Origin of the sequence: Streptomyces sp. T39, from assembly GCF_008042045.1 — a bacterium.
Classification (GTDB): Bacteria; Actinomycetota; Actinomycetes; order Streptomycetales; family Streptomycetaceae; genus Streptomyces.
Map to the genome: position 1 here is coordinate 2,981,128 of NZ_RDBP01000012.1, position 14,703 is coordinate 2,995,830.

The 14,703-nt window shown below is 69.4% G+C and carries 13 protein-coding genes; 7 read left to right on the forward strand and 6 right to left on the reverse strand.

Annotated features, from left to right (window positions below):
• Positions 1-158: 158 nt before the first annotated feature.
• On the reverse strand, positions 159-2,615 hold the full coding sequence (gene eccE, locus EAO77_RS14595; RefSeq protein WP_147988408.1) for a type VII secretion protein EccE: 2,457 nt from the start codon (positions 2,613-2,615) through the stop codon (positions 159-161).
• Positions 2,616-2,794: 179 nt separating this feature from the next.
• Here eccE and eccB point away from each other — a divergent pair, with 179 nt between their 5' ends.
• The 7 genes from eccB (at position 2,795) to EAO77_RS14630 (ending at position 10,208) form a co-directional block, all read left to right on the forward strand.
• Positions 2,795-4,318 carry a type VII secretion protein EccB gene (gene eccB, locus EAO77_RS14600; RefSeq protein WP_147988409.1) on the forward strand — a complete coding sequence of 508 codons (1,524 nt, stop codon included), beginning with the start codon at positions 2,795-2,797 and terminating at the stop codon, positions 4,316-4,318.
• An 11-nt stretch (positions 4,319-4,329) separates the two neighbouring features.
• The gene (mycP, locus tag EAO77_RS14605; protein WP_410088457.1) at positions 4,330-5,610 is read left to right on the forward strand and encodes a type VII secretion-associated serine protease mycosin; all 1,281 of its coding nucleotides are present in this window, start codon (positions 4,330-4,332) and stop codon (positions 5,608-5,610) included.
• 233 nt (positions 5,611-5,843) lie between these two features.
• Complete coding sequence (locus tag EAO77_RS14610; RefSeq protein ID WP_147988410.1) at positions 5,844-6,281, forward strand: hypothetical protein; 438 nt, start codon at positions 5,844-5,846, stop codon at positions 6,279-6,281.
• Between the two features lie 3 nt (positions 6,282-6,284).
• The gene (locus tag EAO77_RS14615) at positions 6,285-8,072 is read left to right on the forward strand and encodes a hypothetical protein (RefSeq protein ID WP_222723655.1); all 1,788 of its coding nucleotides are present in this window, start codon (positions 6,285-6,287) and stop codon (positions 8,070-8,072) included.
• 24 nt (positions 8,073-8,096) lie between these two features.
• Positions 8,097-9,362, forward strand: a complete 1,266-nt coding sequence (locus EAO77_RS14620; RefSeq protein WP_147988412.1) for a S8 family serine peptidase — start codon at positions 8,097-8,099, stop codon at positions 9,360-9,362.
• A gap of 119 nt (positions 9,363-9,481) precedes the next feature.
• Entirely contained in the window at positions 9,482-9,835 is a 354-nt protein-coding gene (locus EAO77_RS14625; RefSeq protein WP_147988413.1) for a WXG100 family type VII secretion target, read from the forward strand.
• Between the two features lie 70 nt (positions 9,836-9,905).
• A complete protein-coding gene (locus tag EAO77_RS14630; protein WP_147988414.1) occupies positions 9,906-10,208 on the forward strand; it encodes a WXG100 family type VII secretion target in 303 nt (100 codons plus the stop codon).
• 222 nt (positions 10,209-10,430) lie between these two features.
• Here EAO77_RS14630 and EAO77_RS14635 read toward each other — a convergent pair whose 3' ends face one another.
• From EAO77_RS14635 to EAO77_RS38615, 5 genes are all read right to left on the reverse strand, one after another.
• Complete coding sequence (locus EAO77_RS14635) at positions 10,431-11,042, reverse strand: hypothetical protein (RefSeq protein WP_147988415.1); 612 nt, start codon at positions 11,040-11,042, stop codon at positions 10,431-10,433.
• Complete coding sequence (locus EAO77_RS14640) at positions 11,039-13,327, reverse strand: hypothetical protein (protein ID WP_147988416.1); 2,289 nt, start codon at positions 13,325-13,327, stop codon at positions 11,039-11,041. The genes EAO77_RS14635 and EAO77_RS14640 overlap by 4 nt, the downstream gene beginning before the upstream one ends.
• A 2-nt stretch (positions 13,328-13,329) precedes the next feature.
• Positions 13,330-13,827 (reverse strand): hypothetical protein, encoded by a 498-nt coding sequence (locus tag EAO77_RS14645; RefSeq protein WP_147988417.1) that lies wholly within the window; start codon positions 13,825-13,827, stop codon positions 13,330-13,332.
• A 70-nt stretch (positions 13,828-13,897) separates the two neighbouring features.
• Positions 13,898-14,542 carry a hypothetical protein gene (locus EAO77_RS14650; RefSeq protein WP_147988418.1) on the reverse strand — a complete coding sequence of 215 codons (645 nt, stop codon included), beginning with the start codon at positions 14,540-14,542 and terminating at the stop codon, positions 13,898-13,900.
• Entirely contained in the window at positions 14,539-14,685 is a 147-nt protein-coding gene (locus EAO77_RS38615) for a hypothetical protein (RefSeq protein WP_187283214.1), read from the reverse strand. Before EAO77_RS38615 ends, EAO77_RS14650 begins: the two co-directional genes overlap by 4 nt.
• Positions 14,686-14,703: the final 18 nt, after the last annotated feature.

Sequence of the window (14,703 nt, forward strand, 5' to 3'; positions counted from 1 at the left end):
TTGGTGATCTCGGGTTCGCCAGCTGGTGAAGCGAAGGTTTATCAGTGTGGTCATGCCGCGTCAACGGCCGTCCAAACCCCGTGTGGGCTGCGGGAATACGCCGAGGGCCCGCACCGGGAAGCCGGTGCGGGCCCTTATTGGTTCAGACCTCTGCAGCCCTACTGCTGAGGGGCTGGCGGCGCTTGCGGAGGCTGCTGCTGCGGCCATCCGGGAGGCGGCACCGGAGCCTGGGAATCCGTCTGACCTGGGGCGCCGGGATGTCCGGGCGCACCCGGCGGCGGACCCGCGGGAGCGGCGGGAGGCTGCGGCTGGGCCGGCGGCGACTGCTGCCAGCCCTGGGGCGGGTAGGGCTGCTGGGGGCCACCGTACGGCTGCTGCGGCTGCTGGGGGTACGGCTGGCCGGGCGCCGGCTGGTGCGGCACCTGCTGACCGGGCATGGGCTGCCCCGGCACCTGCTGTCCCGGCATCGGCTGCCCCGGGGCGGGCTGCTGCTGCCACGGCTGGCCCTGGTGGCCCGGCATGGGCGGCGCGGACTGCGGCGGCGGGTTGCCGTCCGCCGTCCACAGGCCCTGCTGCTGCTGGGCGCGGGCGAAGTCCTCGGCGATGAGCGCCGACAGATTGAAGTACGCCTCCCGGGTCTTGGGACGCATCATGTCGAGGTCGACCTCCGCGCCCGCGGCCAGGTGCTCGTCGAACGGCACGACCACCACACCGCGGCAACGGGTCTGGAAGTGGGCCACGATGTCGTCCACCTTGATCATCTTGCCGGTCTCGCGCACCCCGGAGATGACCGTCACCGAACGCTGTACGAGCTCCGCGTAGCCGTGGGCCGACAGCCAGTCCAGCGTCGTCGAGGCGCTGCTCGCACCGTCCACGGACGGCGTGGAGATGATGATGAGCTGGTCGGCGAGGTCCAGCACCCCGCGCATGGCGCTGTAGAGCAGGCCGGTGCCGGAGTCGGTGAGGATGATCGGGTACTGCTTGCCGAGCACGTCGATCGCGCGCCGGTAGTCCTCGTCGTTGAACGTCGTCGAGACGGCCGGGTCCACGTCGTTGGCGATGATCTCCAGGCCGGAGGACGCCTGCGAGGTGAACCGGCGGATGTCCATGTACGAGTTGAGGTACGGGATCGCCTGCACGAGGTCGCGGATCGTCGCCCCGGTCTCCCGGCGGACCCGCCGGCCGAGCGTGCCGGCGTCCGGGTTGGCGTCGATCGCCAGGATCTTGTCCTGCCGCTCGGTGGCCAGGGTCGAACCGAGCGCCGTGGTCGTGGTGGTCTTGCCGACGCCGCCCTTGAGCGAGATGACCGCGATCCGGTAGCAGGAGAGGACCGGCGTGCGGATCAGGTCGAGCTTGCGCTGCCGCTCCGCCTCCTCCTTCTTGCCACCCAGCTTGAAGCGGTTGGCGGCGGCGGGATTGCGGCTCGACTTGGGCTTCGGCCGGTTGTTGCGCAGCAGCCGGTCGGAGGAGAGCTCCACGGCCGCGGTGTAGCCGAGCGGCGCGCCGGGAACCGAGCGCTCCCGCTGGTCGTGGGTGACCGGCGAGGGCCACGCGCCGCCGGCCCGCGGGTCGGCCGGAGCGCCGGGGGCGTGGGGCGTGCCCTGGGCCTGCGGAGGCACCTGGCCGGGAGCACCCGGCGGCACCTGGCCGGGGTACGGGTGGCCGGGGTGGCTCGCACAGGCGGCGGTCGCCACGGTGGAGTTGAGTTCCTCCTGGTCGAGCACCACGGCCTGGAAGCCCGCGCCGGTGATGCGGCTGGCGACGTGGTCGGCGATGCGCACCAGGCAGCGCTGCGCACCCTCCAGACCGCCACCGCGGGCCTGTACGGCCTCCGGGCACAGCTCCGGGTCCAGCTTCACGGCGACCCAGGTCATGCGCAGCGCGGGTGCGCCGGTCTTCTCCTGGAGCGGGGCGTAGGACAGCCGGGCCACCGACTGCTGCGGCAGATGCGGTGCGGGAGCCGCGCGCACCTGCTGCACCAGCTGCACCGACTCCATGACGATGTCGTCGACCTCGAGCGCGTCACCGAGCAGCGACAGCGGGAGCGCGCGGGCGCCGAAGGCGGGGCGCAGGGCCGAGCCGCTGGCCTCGACGCGCACCACGGCCGTCAGGAAGGTGCCGTCCCCGAGCATGCCGACGGTGCGGCGGTTGCGGTCGATGTACGGAGTGGCGGCGAAGCCGGGCAGGCTCTCGGTGACGGGAGCCAGCGACGGGTCGGTGTCCGGGGCGGCGGGGGCGCTGTTGCGTCTGCGCGTGCGCAACGCGAGGGCCGTCGCCAGCCAGTCGGGAAGTGCGTGCCCGCGGCGCCGGATCACGGCGAGCAGGGCGAGCAGGCCGGCGACCGTGCACGTGGGGACGAGCCAGAGGCCGCCGAGTGCGAGACCGATCGCCACGAGGGCCAGCGCCGACTCGACGAGGAACAGCTGACGCAGCTGGACGGGGCCGATCCGGCTCGTCCGGGACAGGGGCCGGAGCGTGGTCGCCGTGGGCGCGCCCTGCGTCGCGGAGGCGGGTCGGGGGGCGTTCCCTCCGGGGTCGTTGCTGCGTTGCCCTCGGGAAGTTCCCGTGTCCCGGCCGGTGGTCCGCCCGTTCCGCGTACGCGTCGCCGTACCCATCGCCGCGTTGCCCCCTCGTGTCCGTAATAAGCAATTTCCTATGGGCGTTGACCGGGCGATCAGCCTACCTGAGCAGTAAGACGCAAGCGCCGACAGGCATAGTAGGGGCGGCACGGCGGCAGGCCGTCACGATGAGTGTGGGAACCTGGTCGCCCAGCGGGGAGAGGGACTGCGTACAGATGGCATCACGTCGGGACGAACTGAACGCCTACACCTTCGCGAAGCGAAGGCTCATCGCGCAGTTCCTTCAGCCGAACGCGACGGGCTCCGAGGAGGGCGCTCCGCGTCCCCTGCGGGCGGTCGTCCCCGGTGTCATCGTGGGCGTGGTGGTCCTCGCCGTTTTCGGCGCCTGGGGGATGTTCAAGCCCGTGGCGCCCAAGGGCTGGGACACTCCGGGCGAGAACGTCATCATCGCCAGCAAATCGACCACCCGGTACGTCGTCCTGAAGACGGGCGACAAGGTCCAGCTCCACCCGGTCCTCAACATGTCGTCGGCGAAGCTGCTCCTGGACCCCGACAAGGGGAAGGTCATCAACGTCGACGAGTCGGTGCTCGACAACGGCAAGATCCCGCACGGCGCCACCCTCGGCATCCCCTACGCCCCCGACCGCCTGCCCGACGCGAAGCAGGCCGGCGCCGCCAAGCGCTGGGCGGTCTGCGAGCGCCCGGGCGAGGGCGGCCGGGCGATCCAGAAGGCCGCGTTCGTGCTCGCCGAGCGGGACGCGAAGAAGACCGAGGGCGCCAACCAGCTCACCGGCGGCGAACTCCTCTACGTCGAGGGCCCCGACGGGACCAAGTACGTCGTCGACGCCGGCGGCACCGCCTACCGGGCCGCCGACGACGAACTCCTCCTGCGCCAGCTCGTCGGCCACAACCGGGCGGCGCAGCGCGTCTCGGCGGCCTGGCTGGAGACCCTGCACCAGGGCGACACCATCTCCTTCCCGGAGGTCCCCGGCACCCCGGGTGCCCCGGCCGGCGCCCCCGGCCTCGCCGAGGCCGTCAACAGGATCGGCATGGTGCTGTCCGCCACCGACGGCACCAGGAAGCAGCGGTACGTGGTCCTCCAGGGCCGTGTCGCCCCGGTCTCGGACTTCGTCGCCAAGCTGCTGCTGAACAGCCGTCAGCTCGTCGACCTCGGCCAGAACGGCCAGGAGACCGCCGTCAGCGCCGGCGCCTTCGCGCCGGGCGGACCGTTCGGCCAGGACAAGAAGTGGCCGGCCGCCGAGCCGAAGCCCGTCAACGAAGCGAGCACCGCGCAGGGCAGCAGGAACACCGTCTGCAACGTGCTCCGGGACGTCGACGAGGACGGCGGCGCCACCACCCTGACCACCTGGGCCGGCACGGACTTCCCGGCCCCCCTGCCCACCGGGTCCACCAGCGCCTACGTGACCCCCGGATCCGGGCAGCTGTTCCGCCAGTTCAAGGGATCCGACACGAAGACCGGCTTCCTGTTCCTGGTCACCGACACGGGCCTGCGGTACGCGATGCAGTCCAACGGCGACAGCGCCACCGACGAGTCCGGCATCGGCTCCTCCGGCTCCGAGGAGGAGAAGCGGGCACGGCAGCAGGAGGCGGCCCAGGCGCAGAACCGTCTCGGCTACAAGGAGGTCACCCCGCTGCCCGTCCCGGCGCAGTGGTCGACCTTCCTGCCGACCGGGCCCCGGCTCTCCACCGGAGCGGCCACGCAGCCGCAGGGTTCGTGAGGGCGGCGGCGATGACCAACAGGAGCATGGACCGGGCGACTTCGCCGGCCGGCGCCGCCACCCGCCGCCTGTTCACCGTCGCGGCGGCCACCGCGCTCACCGTGATCGGCCTGCCCCTGTCCACCGCGGCGGCGGACGACATCACCCAGTGCACCTACCCCGGCAAGGTCTACGAGGGCCGCCCCTGGTCGCTCCAGCGGGTCCTCCTCGACGAGCTCTGGAAGCAGTCCACGGGCAAGGGCGTCCGGGTGGCCGTCATCGACACCGGGGTCGACGTGCGCCACCCGCAGCTCAAACCGGCCGTCGACACCCGCGCCGGGATCAACCTCCTCCCGAAGGACGCCAAGGACGACAACGGCAACAAGATCGAACGCGGCAAGGAGGACGGGACCACGGACACCGTGGGCCACGGCACCAAGGTCGCCGGCATCATCGCGGCCCGGCCGGCCAAGGGCACCGGCTTCAGCGGACTGGCTCCCGCCGCGACGATCATCCCGATCCAGCAGAACGACGCGGACGGCCGCGGCACCGCGGCCACCCTGGCCCAGGCGATCCGGCACGCGATCGCCGAGAAGGCCGACGTGATCAACATCTCGCAGGACACGGCCAACGCCGTGGAGCCGGCCCCCGCGCTGAAGGAGGCCGTGGACGCGGCCCTCGCCAAGGAGATCGTCGTGGTGGCCTCGGCGGGCAACGACGGCCTCGGCGGCAACGTGAAGCGGACCTACCCCGCCTCGTACGAAGGCGTCCTGGCGGTGGCCTCCTCCGACCGGAACAACGAACGCGCCCAGTTCTCCCAGTCGGGAGACTTCGTCGGGGTCGCGGCGCCCGGTGTCGACATGATCTCCACCGTGCCCGGCGGCGGCCACTGCGCCGACAGCGGCACCAGCTTCTCCGCCCCCTACGTGGCCGGCCTCGCCGCGCTCGTCAAGGCCAAGCACGGTGACTGGACGCGGCAGCAGATCGTCGCCCAGATCCAGCAGACCGCGGAGCGCTCGGTCGCCGGTCACGACCGGCTGGTGGGCTGGGGTGTGGTCGACCCCGTCCGTGCGCTGACCGAGGACGACCACCCGATCGAGAAGCCCGAGGCCCACGAGGGCGTCACCCGCGCCGAGGCGCCGACACCGGCCGAACTCCACCCCGGCGAGAGCCCCGAGGAGCGCTCGGCCCGGCTCGCGACCTATGTCGTCGTGGGCGGGGCGGTCCTGGTCGCGGCGGTCTCCGGAGGCGCGGTGGCGCTGCGGGACTCCCGGCGGCGCAGGCGGAGGATCGCCCGCGGGGCGCTGGGATGAGGCGTTGCAGCACAATCGGTACGGCACGGTGACTTTGCGGCAGCACATGAACTGTCGTACAGGTTTTGACGAAGTCCTGTGACGAACAAGCCACTTGGGAGTGTCGTAACCGGTGGCTAGAGTGGTACCCGCGGCGATCACGGGAAGCAGGACAGCACGATCGCAATGTATGGCAGTGGTAGCAAACGGGGAGGAATGACTCGTGCCCAGGGCATGTGGTGACGGGGGCGGCAATGGCCGGTGACCTCGAGCGCGGTGTCGGTGAGCTGAAGAAGTTCCGGGCCAAGGTCGACGAGGTGCTCTCCACGCTGGAGAGCAGTGACGGCGGCAAGACCAAGGTCGCGGCCGAGCAGGTCACCCGCGGATCCTTCGGCGTCGGTCTCCCCTTCGCCGAGGCGGACGGCTTCTACACGGAGTACAACCGCGTCCATCAGGCGCTGGTCTCGCTCTCGAAGTCGCTCGGCGACCAGATCGAAGTGCTCACCATCGGTGTGCACGGGGCCGACGTCGGCTACGACAACGTCGACAACTACGAGCGCTCCCGCTTCCACGCGATCAACGCGCGCCTCGACGAGGAGCGCGACGCGATGGAAGAGGCACAGAAGCCGAAGCCGGCCGCGCCACAGCAGCCGCGCACGGATTCCAAGACCGGCACCACGGATCTGGGGTGATGCATGATGAGTGACGAGAAGCAGCCGAACCCCGGAACGCAGCCCGCTCCCGGCACCGAGAAGCCCCTGACGCCGGAGCAGCACGTTCAGGAGCAGGCCGAGCAGCAGGAGCAGATCGAGGGCCAGTTCGCGGCCACCGACATGCTGGAGCGCCTGCCGGACTTCCTCAACTTCTTCGGCTCCTCCACCGGCAGCGTCTTCGGTTCCACCGTCTTCGACGGCCGCAAGCTCAACGAGATGCTGGACTTCCTGGAGAGCGCCAACCCCGAGCAGCTGGAAGGCGCCGGCGAAGCCCTGAACAAGGCCAACACCGACATCAACCGTGCGGCCGAGGACCTCGCCAAGTTCGTCGCGGACGTCAAGTGGACGGGCCAGGGCGCCGAGGAGTTCCGCCGCTACGGCGCCGAGGTGGTCAGCTACGCCTGGGCGATCGCCAAGATGGCCAACGCGGCGGGTGCCCAGATGAAGGTGGCCAGCACCGGCCTCGCCTCCGTCCGCAACGCCCGCCCGCCCCGCGACGACCGCGCGGTGCAGAAGGACGCCAAGGACTTCGCGGTCCCGGAGCAGACGGCCGACAACCCGGAGTACCAGAAGGCCCTGCAGGTCGAGAAGAACCGGCAGGAGGCCATCAACCAGATGAACCGCCTGGCCTCGTTCTACGCGGTGTCGGAGAGCACCCTGGCGCGCCAGGAGCTGCCGAAGCCGCCGCAGGCGTACCAAGCGGCGGTGCCGCTGCCGACGAGCCGTATCACGGCCGGCGAGATGGGATCCGGTGAGGCGACGTCGCGGCAGCCCACCGGGTCCTTCGCCTCCGCCGGCGAGACCGGCCAGGGCGAGGCCGTCCAGCGCACCGGCACGCCCGGCAAGGTGGACGCCGTCACCGACACGTCGATGACGATCGACAGCACCACCACGGCGCCCCCGCCGACGACCACCGGCCCCACCCAGTCGCAGCCCGTCGTGACCACGACAAACCCCACCACCGGCCCGGTCGCCGGCCCGCCGATCACCTCCTTCGGTCCGCCCAGACGTTCCACCGGCCCCATCACGGCCAACGGCAAGACCTTCAAGTCGGTCGGACGCGAAGGCGTGCCCGGCCCTTCGCAGCAGACGGGTCGGTCCGCCCAGGGTTACGGCAGGCCCATGACGCCCACGACCACGGGCCCGACCTCCAACGCGACCGGCCGCAGCCAGTCGCCGATGGTGGGGCGCCCGGGAGGTCCGGGCATGCCCGCCGGCGGCGGGCAGAACCGTCAGACCTCCGCCACGGGCCGCAGTCAGTCGCCGATGGTCGGCCGCCCCGGCGGTCCGGGCGTGCCGGGTGCGGGGCGTCAGAATCCCGCGACCGGGCGCAACCAGCCACCGATCGTGGGGCGTCCCGTCAGCGGCCCGTCGTCGGCCACCGGTCGCACGGCGCCGGCCTCGCCCGCCGCCGGCCGCGGTACCGGGATCGTCGGTGGCACGCCCCAGCGCACCACCGGGCAGAGCGCGGGATCGCGGCTGCCTCGCGGCACAGTCGTCGGCGCCGACTCCCAGAACACCGGACGTCCTGTGGCGGGCCGGCCCAGCCAGGCGGGCGTCGTGGGCGCCAACGCGCAGAACCGGCCCGTCCGGCAGACGGGCCGTGGCACCCCCAGCGCGAACGGTGTCGTCGGCACCCCGCGCGCGGCCGGTGCCCGCCCTGACGCTGCCGGTGCGCGAGGTGACGACCAGCGCTCCGAGCACCCCATCGACGACGAAGAGACAAGGACGAATCACCGGCGCGGCCCCGTCCCGCCGGTGATCGGCTGACCACGGGAAGGCTCGGAAGTCAGAATGACGGCACGTACGATCGAGGGCCGCGCCGCGCGGCGCGGCCTCGGCACCGTGGCAGCGTTGGTGGCGCTGACGGCAGGGCTCGCCGGCACCGCCCCCGCGGCGCATGCTGCAGACGCACAGTCGAACCAGTGGTACCTGGACGCGATGAACGCCGAGGAGATCTGGAAGTCCACCACGGGCCAGGGCATCACGGTCGCCGTCATCGACACCGGCGTCGATCCGTCCACCACGTCCCTCAAGGGGCAGGTGCTCAAGGGGTGGGACGCGGCTGAAGCCGAAGGCGACGAGACCGACGACTACACAGGCCACGGAACGACGGTCGCCGAACTCATTGCCGGCACGGGCGCGGGTGGTGGGATCAAAGGGCTGGCCCCTGGCGCCAAAGTGATCCCCTACCGGGTCAGTGACACCGAGCTGCAGGACGAACAGAAGGTCAACGCCTTCGACATGCGGGAGGCGATCCGGGCCGCTGCGGACAGCGACGCCCAGATCATCAATGTCTCGATGGCCACCGACTTCTACAACTCGGAGATCCGCAAGGCGGTCGAGTACGCCCAGGCGAAGGGCAAACTGCTCTTCGCCGGCACCGGTAACAACGCCGACAAGGTCAACAAGATCCAGTACCCCGCCGGTTACGCGGCGGCTGTCGCGGTGGGGGCCACCGGCAAGGACGGCAAGGTCGCCCCCTACTCGACCCACGGCGACTTCGTGGACATCGCCGCACCCGGTACGGGTGTGCCCCAATGGTGCGACAAGAACCTCCGCAGTTACTGCGTCGCGAAGGGCACCAGCTACGCCACGGCCATCGCCTCCGCCTCCGCCGCCCTCATCTGGTCCAAGAACCCCGACTGGACGGCCAATCAGGTCCTCCGTGTCATGTTCGAGTCCGCCGGGCGCGGCGAGGACTGGAAGGAGGGCACCGTCAGCAACTACCTCGGGCACGGCATCGTCCGCCCCGGTGCCCACATCAACCGCGGCGTGGGCGAGCCCGGTGACCCGGGCATCAGCCCGCTGACCAACACCAAGGTCGGCGGGGGGACGGGCACCGCCGGTGGCGACGCCTCCTCCGCCACACCCGACCCGTCTGCACCAGCTTCGTCACAGGCCCCCGCCGAGGAGCCCGGGGACGACGCCGTCGTGGCAGGCTCCTCCACGGAGTCGGACGACAGCGGCCTGCCGGTCTGGGCCATCGGCGCCGCAGCCGCTGTCGTGGTGCTCGCGGGCGGAGCCTTCGCCGTCGTACGGAAGCGCCGCAGCGCCTGACGGAACGACCGGGCCCGCCGGGCCCGTTCAGACCTTCACCTCACGGTCGTGCCGCGCTGCGCCATCCGGGGCACGGCACGACCAGCCAGCAACCAAGAAGTTCAGAAGGGAACCCCATCGTGTCTCAGGGCCAGCGGCTTTCAGACCAGCAAGTCATCCAGCTCGAGAAGCAGCTCTTCGAGAAGTTCAACTCGATCAAGGGCCAGCTCAGCCAGATCCAGGGCACGATCGACAGCCTCGAGGGTCAGTGGAAGGGCATCGGCGCCGGGGCCTTCAACTCGAAGCAGCAGGAGATCAACACCTCCATGGTGCGCCTCGGCAACATCCTGGCGAAGTTCCTCGACGCCATGAGCCAGTCGCGGAAGATCAAGGACGGCACCGAGGACGACGTCCGCGCCGCCGTGCAGGCGATCAACGTCGACCTCGGCGTCGGCACCAACGCCGCTCCCAAGTCCGGCATCGCCGGCCTCTAGAGCCCGCTGGGCGCACTCCACCCCGGCGCGCGTACGCCGGGTGACCACACCAACGTGAGATGAGGGAATCATGGGCATGAACTCGGGCGACGAGCTCGTCGTCAAGTACGACGGTCTCGACGTGGCGGCGACCACACTGGGCAACCAGGCCAAGAAGCTCGAAGAGGACCTTCGGGAGATCAAGACGGCCATGGCCACCGTCGCCGCCGGCTGGGAGGGCGAGGCGCACAACGCGTACGTCCAGGAGCAGGTGAAGTGGGACAAGGAAGCCGCCGACATCCACAAGGCCCTGATGCAGATCGGTCAGGTCGTGGCGAACGCGGGCGGCGACTACATGGGTGGCGACAAGAAGGCCGCCAGCTACTTCGCCTGATCCGTTCCCGGCCACGGCCGGACGCATCGGTACACCGCACAGGGGTGGGCACGCGCGAGGGGTGCCCACCCCCTGGTGTTCCCGCGATCCTCTCCGGTCGGGTCCGCGGGAGCACCATGACCGGAATCGCGGGCAGCGAAGGTGTGTGTGACGACAGCACCCGGTTCCCTGCCCACACGGGCAGGGAACCGGGTGCTGTCGCGAGGGTGAAGCGGTCGGCGGTCAGGAGGCAGAGCCTGTGCAGGCCGAGGATTCGGCCACAGCCTCCGCGTAGTCGAGCAGCAGCCTCTTGGCCGCATCGGAGTTCTCGAACTCCTTGTCGTAGATCAGCACCCTGACGAACAAGTCCCTTTCGGGATGTTCCTTCTCAGCCACCGGACAGGGGACGATCCGAACCCCGCCTCGGTTGCTCCATGCGTATGTCCCGTCGGCGCTCGTGTACTCGTCCAGCGAGACGAAGGGATTGCTCCTGGCCACCTTGGTCAGGGAATCGCCCTTCTTCCACTCCGAGAAGGCGCTGACAGCGAGTTTGCCGTCGACGATGACTTCGCAATGAGTGCGACCCACCTCACGTGACGCCGCACGTGTCGTCAGATTCTCACCGGTCTCCGGCAGTACGCCGTCCAGGGTCGAGCTCGGCGTGGGCGTTCCGCAGAGGTCGGAAGGCACCGTGAAGGACCGGGCCTCCTCGGGTTCCGAGCAAGCGGTGAGAACGAGTGTGAGCTGTGCGGTGAGGCCGACAGCCGCGAGCAGTCGCCGGCGTCGTCGCCTCGATGCCGAGTGCCGGGCACCGGCCTTCCGCTCACGTCCTGCATGTGCGATGGCCGACGTCATGCGGGGGGAACCTCCGTGGTGAGATGGTCCGACATGTGCCTGACGTTGGACGCCGCGTCCGAGAATCCGTCGTCACGCCCCTTCGTGGCCCAGTCGGCGACCTGGTTCGCGTAGTCGTGCCCGTGAATCTCAGCTGCCTTGATCGCGGCCATCTGGCTCTGGTCGCCGCTCAACTCCTTCCCCTTCTCCCACAGGCCGCTCGCCTCTTGGCTCGCGGCTGTCAGCACGTCAGTCTCGGACTGCTGGAAGATGTGCTCAAGCACCATGCTGCTGACGGTGCTTGCCGCACCGCCGGCGATGGCGCCACCGATGGGGGTGGCGATGTAGCTCACGCCGACACCGATTCCCGTACCGATCGCGCCGGACCAGGCGTTCTTCTGCTGGGCGACGGAATCGGAGAATTCCTTGGCTTCCTTGGCGGCGGGTCCCAGGACGGCTTCCTGCATGCCGATGGTGATCGTGCCGCTCACCTCGCCGGAACGGCGGGTGATCGCTTCGATGGTGTTCTCCGGCGACTGCGGGTACCGCTGGTCCTCCGGCAGGTTGGGGTTGAGGTGATAGTCCATGAGGTTGGACATGTAAGCGTTCTGTCCGACCTCGATGGCGGCGTATCCGTCGGGGCTCTGCCCCACAGTGACCAGGAATGCCGAGAGGTCGCTGTGGGCGAGCTGGGCCTGCGTACCCGACACCGGGAAGAGCTTGTCCGTGTTGCCCTGACTGTCGTCGGAGATCCCCCGGTTGATGTCCGGCAGGTACTCGGACGCGATCTGCCCCATGCTGTCGGACATGTGCGGGTGGTCGGTCAGGCGCTTGGGATCGTCGGCGACGGAGGCGACGATGTCTTCCATGAGCGCGGCCTGCGCGTCGTTGTGCGGGGCCAGGTCCGGCGTGGGCATCTCGCCGGCCGGGTGGCCCGTCGTCGCGGCTTCCAGAGCCATCGCGAGGTTATTGCGCCCCGCGATGCTCTCCTCGTGGTCCTTGTCGTAGTCGTGCGGCCAGTCCCGCTCCTCGAAGAAGTACTCGAAGTTGCTGAGTGCCCGCTTGTCGTCCTTGCCCTCGACCTTGAAGTCGTGGTCCTCGTCCTTGGTGACGAAGGTGTCGCCGAAGAACTCCGTGGAGGCGTCCGGACTGTTCGCGAGTGCCTTGAAGAAGCCGGTCATCGGATCCCAGCCGGAATCCGTACCCGTGTGGTTCAGCTGCGGATCGACGCCCATCGGCTGCCACGCGACGTGGGCACCGTTGTGGGTCAGTTTCTTCTCGGCCTCGACCAGCTTGTTGCCGTAGTCGTTGAGGAACTTGTCGTCGTAGTCGCCCCACCGCATGAGGTTGCTCATGACCTGGCCGCCGAAGGGCATTCCGCCGTTCTTCTCCAGGGGCTTGTCCGCGTAGGCGACGACGTCACGCTTCCACGTCTCCATGGCCGCGGTGTCGCTCTGGCTGGCGGTAGCCAGAGTGAGACTCAGGTTCTTCTGCAGCTCGCCCATCTGATCGCGACGTTCATGCATCAGTTCCGGGTTGATCATCGGCCTGTTCAGCTCGGACCAGAAGTCGAGCGTGCCCTTGCCGGTGAGGGCGGTGGCGAAGCGTTCGGCGAAGAGATCGTCGTTGGCGTACTTCTTCAAGTCGGTGTTCAGCCGATCGAACTCTGCGACGGTGAGGTCCTCAGGGTCCTTCTTCGCGATCTTCGCCAGGTCCTCGGCGGCCCTGAGAGCATCCGCCGCGCTGTCCCGGTCCGTGTAACTGGCGTCCGAGAAGCCGAGCTTGCTCTGGTCGACGAGCGCCTTCAGCACTTCGGCCGCCGAACTGTCGCTCTGGGTCGCCGCGTCGAGAATCTTCTGCACTTCACCCCGGAGTTCGGTCACATCCGACGCGGTGTGATCCGGGACGGTGGTCCCCTTGGCGGCCCGGTCCGGGTGGATGTTCATCGTCACGGTGAAACCGCCACCTGACGTAGAGGTGACGGTCAGGTTCTTCTTGAGGCCGCGGTCGATGGCCTCGATCAGCTTCGTGTGATGGCCCCTCAGTTCATCGCGGGTGTCCCTCAGGATGTTCCGAATGGACGTCGCCTGGGTGTGTGCGTCGGCGAACTCGCCTGCCGTTCGACCGATGAACTGTTTCGTGACCTTCTGGTTGTCGCCCGACCAGTTCGCCTTGTTGGCCTGACCCCGGAGCCCGTCGTCGGCGTCCTCCTTCAGGCTCGCCAGCTTGGCGATCAAGGTCGTCCAGTCGGTGACGGCTTCGTCGAGAAGTCCGAATTTCGCGAAGCGAAGGGTTTCCAGATCCATGGCTAGTCCTTGCCCTTCTCTTCCTTCTTCTCGCCGTAGATCTCGTTCTTCTTGCCCGGTTCCCCGACCCGCTCGTCGAAGCCACTGTCCAGCGTGGCGATGCTGCTCAGTTGCCCGGTGATGTAGTGCTCGTCGTCCTTGTGAATCTTCTTCGTCACTCGCATGTGGTTCGAAATGTGAGAGCACCCGTCACGCAGAGACCTGAGCTGTTCGTCCCAGCGCTTGGCCACATGTGCGAGTCCGCCACCCAGTTCGAACCCCTGCGCCTTGAGGTCCTCCGCGGCCTTGGAACTGCTGGGGCCCGCCACACGCGCCTCGTCCCACAGACGGTTGAAGAGCTTGTACGCGTTGTTGCCGATCTTCGCGAGGTCGGACTGGGAGGCGGTGAGGTCCCCGTAGGTGCCGCCGCCTTCTTGTGCCGGTGCCTCGTTGAGCTGCATCTGCGCCGCCCCCTTGTCGGCCGCGGATGCCTTCAGCTGGTCCCATTCGTCCCAGGACATTCGCAGGGCTCCTTCCCCCGTACAACGATGGACGTGTCAATTCCGTTTCAACCTATGCGATGTGGCGTGACTACCCGCAAGGGGAGTCGACGACATCGGTGGTGACGCCGTACAGCAGGTTGCCGATCGCGGCGTCCCGTTCGGACTGCCCCGCCAGCGGGACGGCATGGACGGTCAGGCAGATCCCGTCGATCTCGTACCGCTCGGTGAACGGGCCTGCCGGATCCGCCTCGCTGCCGGGCTCCGGGGACGGTCCGCCCTCGCGGCTCGCCTCCGAGTCCCAGTCGCCCTCGTCCTCCTCCTCGTCCACCAGCACCGCGACCGGGTCGTCCCGCTCCGGGCCCTTCAGCCGCGGATCGATGAACGCGTCCCACGCCCCGTCGCCACCGGGCCACTTGTGCCGTCCCTGGCCGTCCTCGGTGTCGAGGTTCAGCGCCGCGTACTCCACGCGGTCCAGGATCTCCGCGTGGTCGGCGCCGGTCTCGAAGACCCCCGCCAGGCGCAGGGCGCCGACCGCCTGCCACCCGAGGAACAGCCCGAGTCCCACGAGGATCACCCGCCGCCACAGGAACGACGCACGGGAGGGCTCGTGCGCCTCCGGGTCGTCGAGTTTCGGCGCCCGGTAGCGCCACCACAGCCTGCGCGGGTCGACGAACAGCCCGAAGGCCGTGAACGCCACCGCGAAGACTCCTGCGAACACCGCCGCCCCGATCACGACGCGTACTCCGTCTGCACCGACCCCGTCTGCGTCGGCGGATTGCCCCGCCGGCGCGGGATGATGCCGCGGCCGGGCAGTGTGGGGCCCTGCCCGGCCGCGGCATCATCGGGCAGGGAGAGATTCTCGGCTCTCAGGTTCATCGCAATCTCCACCACTTT

Excerpts from the sequence above, each read along its gene's own strand:
- eccE (WP_147988408.1), bottom strand. The coding sequence starts at position 2,615 with ATGGGTACGGCGACGCGTACGCGGAACGGGCGGACCACCGGCCGGGAC.
- eccB (WP_147988409.1), top strand. The coding sequence starts at position 2,795 with ATGGCATCACGTCGGGACGAACTGAACGCCTACACCTTCGCGAAGCGA.
- mycP (WP_410088457.1), top strand. The coding sequence starts at position 4,330 with ATGACCAACAGGAGCATGGACCGGGCGACTTCGCCGGCCGGCGCCGCC.
- EAO77_RS14610 (WP_147988410.1), top strand. The coding sequence starts at position 5,844 with ATGGCCGGTGACCTCGAGCGCGGTGTCGGTGAGCTGAAGAAGTTCCGG.
- EAO77_RS14615 (WP_222723655.1), top strand. The coding sequence starts at position 6,285 with ATGATGAGTGACGAGAAGCAGCCGAACCCCGGAACGCAGCCCGCTCCC.
- EAO77_RS14620 (WP_147988412.1), top strand. The coding sequence starts at position 8,097 with ATGACGGCACGTACGATCGAGGGCCGCGCCGCGCGGCGCGGCCTCGGC.
- EAO77_RS14630 (WP_147988414.1), top strand. The coding sequence starts at position 9,906 with ATGGGCATGAACTCGGGCGACGAGCTCGTCGTCAAGTACGACGGTCTC.
- EAO77_RS14635 (WP_147988415.1), bottom strand. The coding sequence starts at position 11,042 with ATGACGTCGGCCATCGCACATGCAGGACGTGAGCGGAAGGCCGGTGCC.
- EAO77_RS14640 (WP_147988416.1), bottom strand. The coding sequence starts at position 13,327 with ATGGATCTGGAAACCCTTCGCTTCGCGAAATTCGGACTTCTCGACGAA.
- EAO77_RS14645 (WP_147988417.1), bottom strand. The coding sequence starts at position 13,827 with ATGTCCTGGGACGAATGGGACCAGCTGAAGGCATCCGCGGCCGACAAG.
- EAO77_RS38615 (WP_187283214.1), bottom strand. The coding sequence starts at position 14,685 with ATGAACCTGAGAGCCGAGAATCTCTCCCTGCCCGATGATGCCGCGGCC.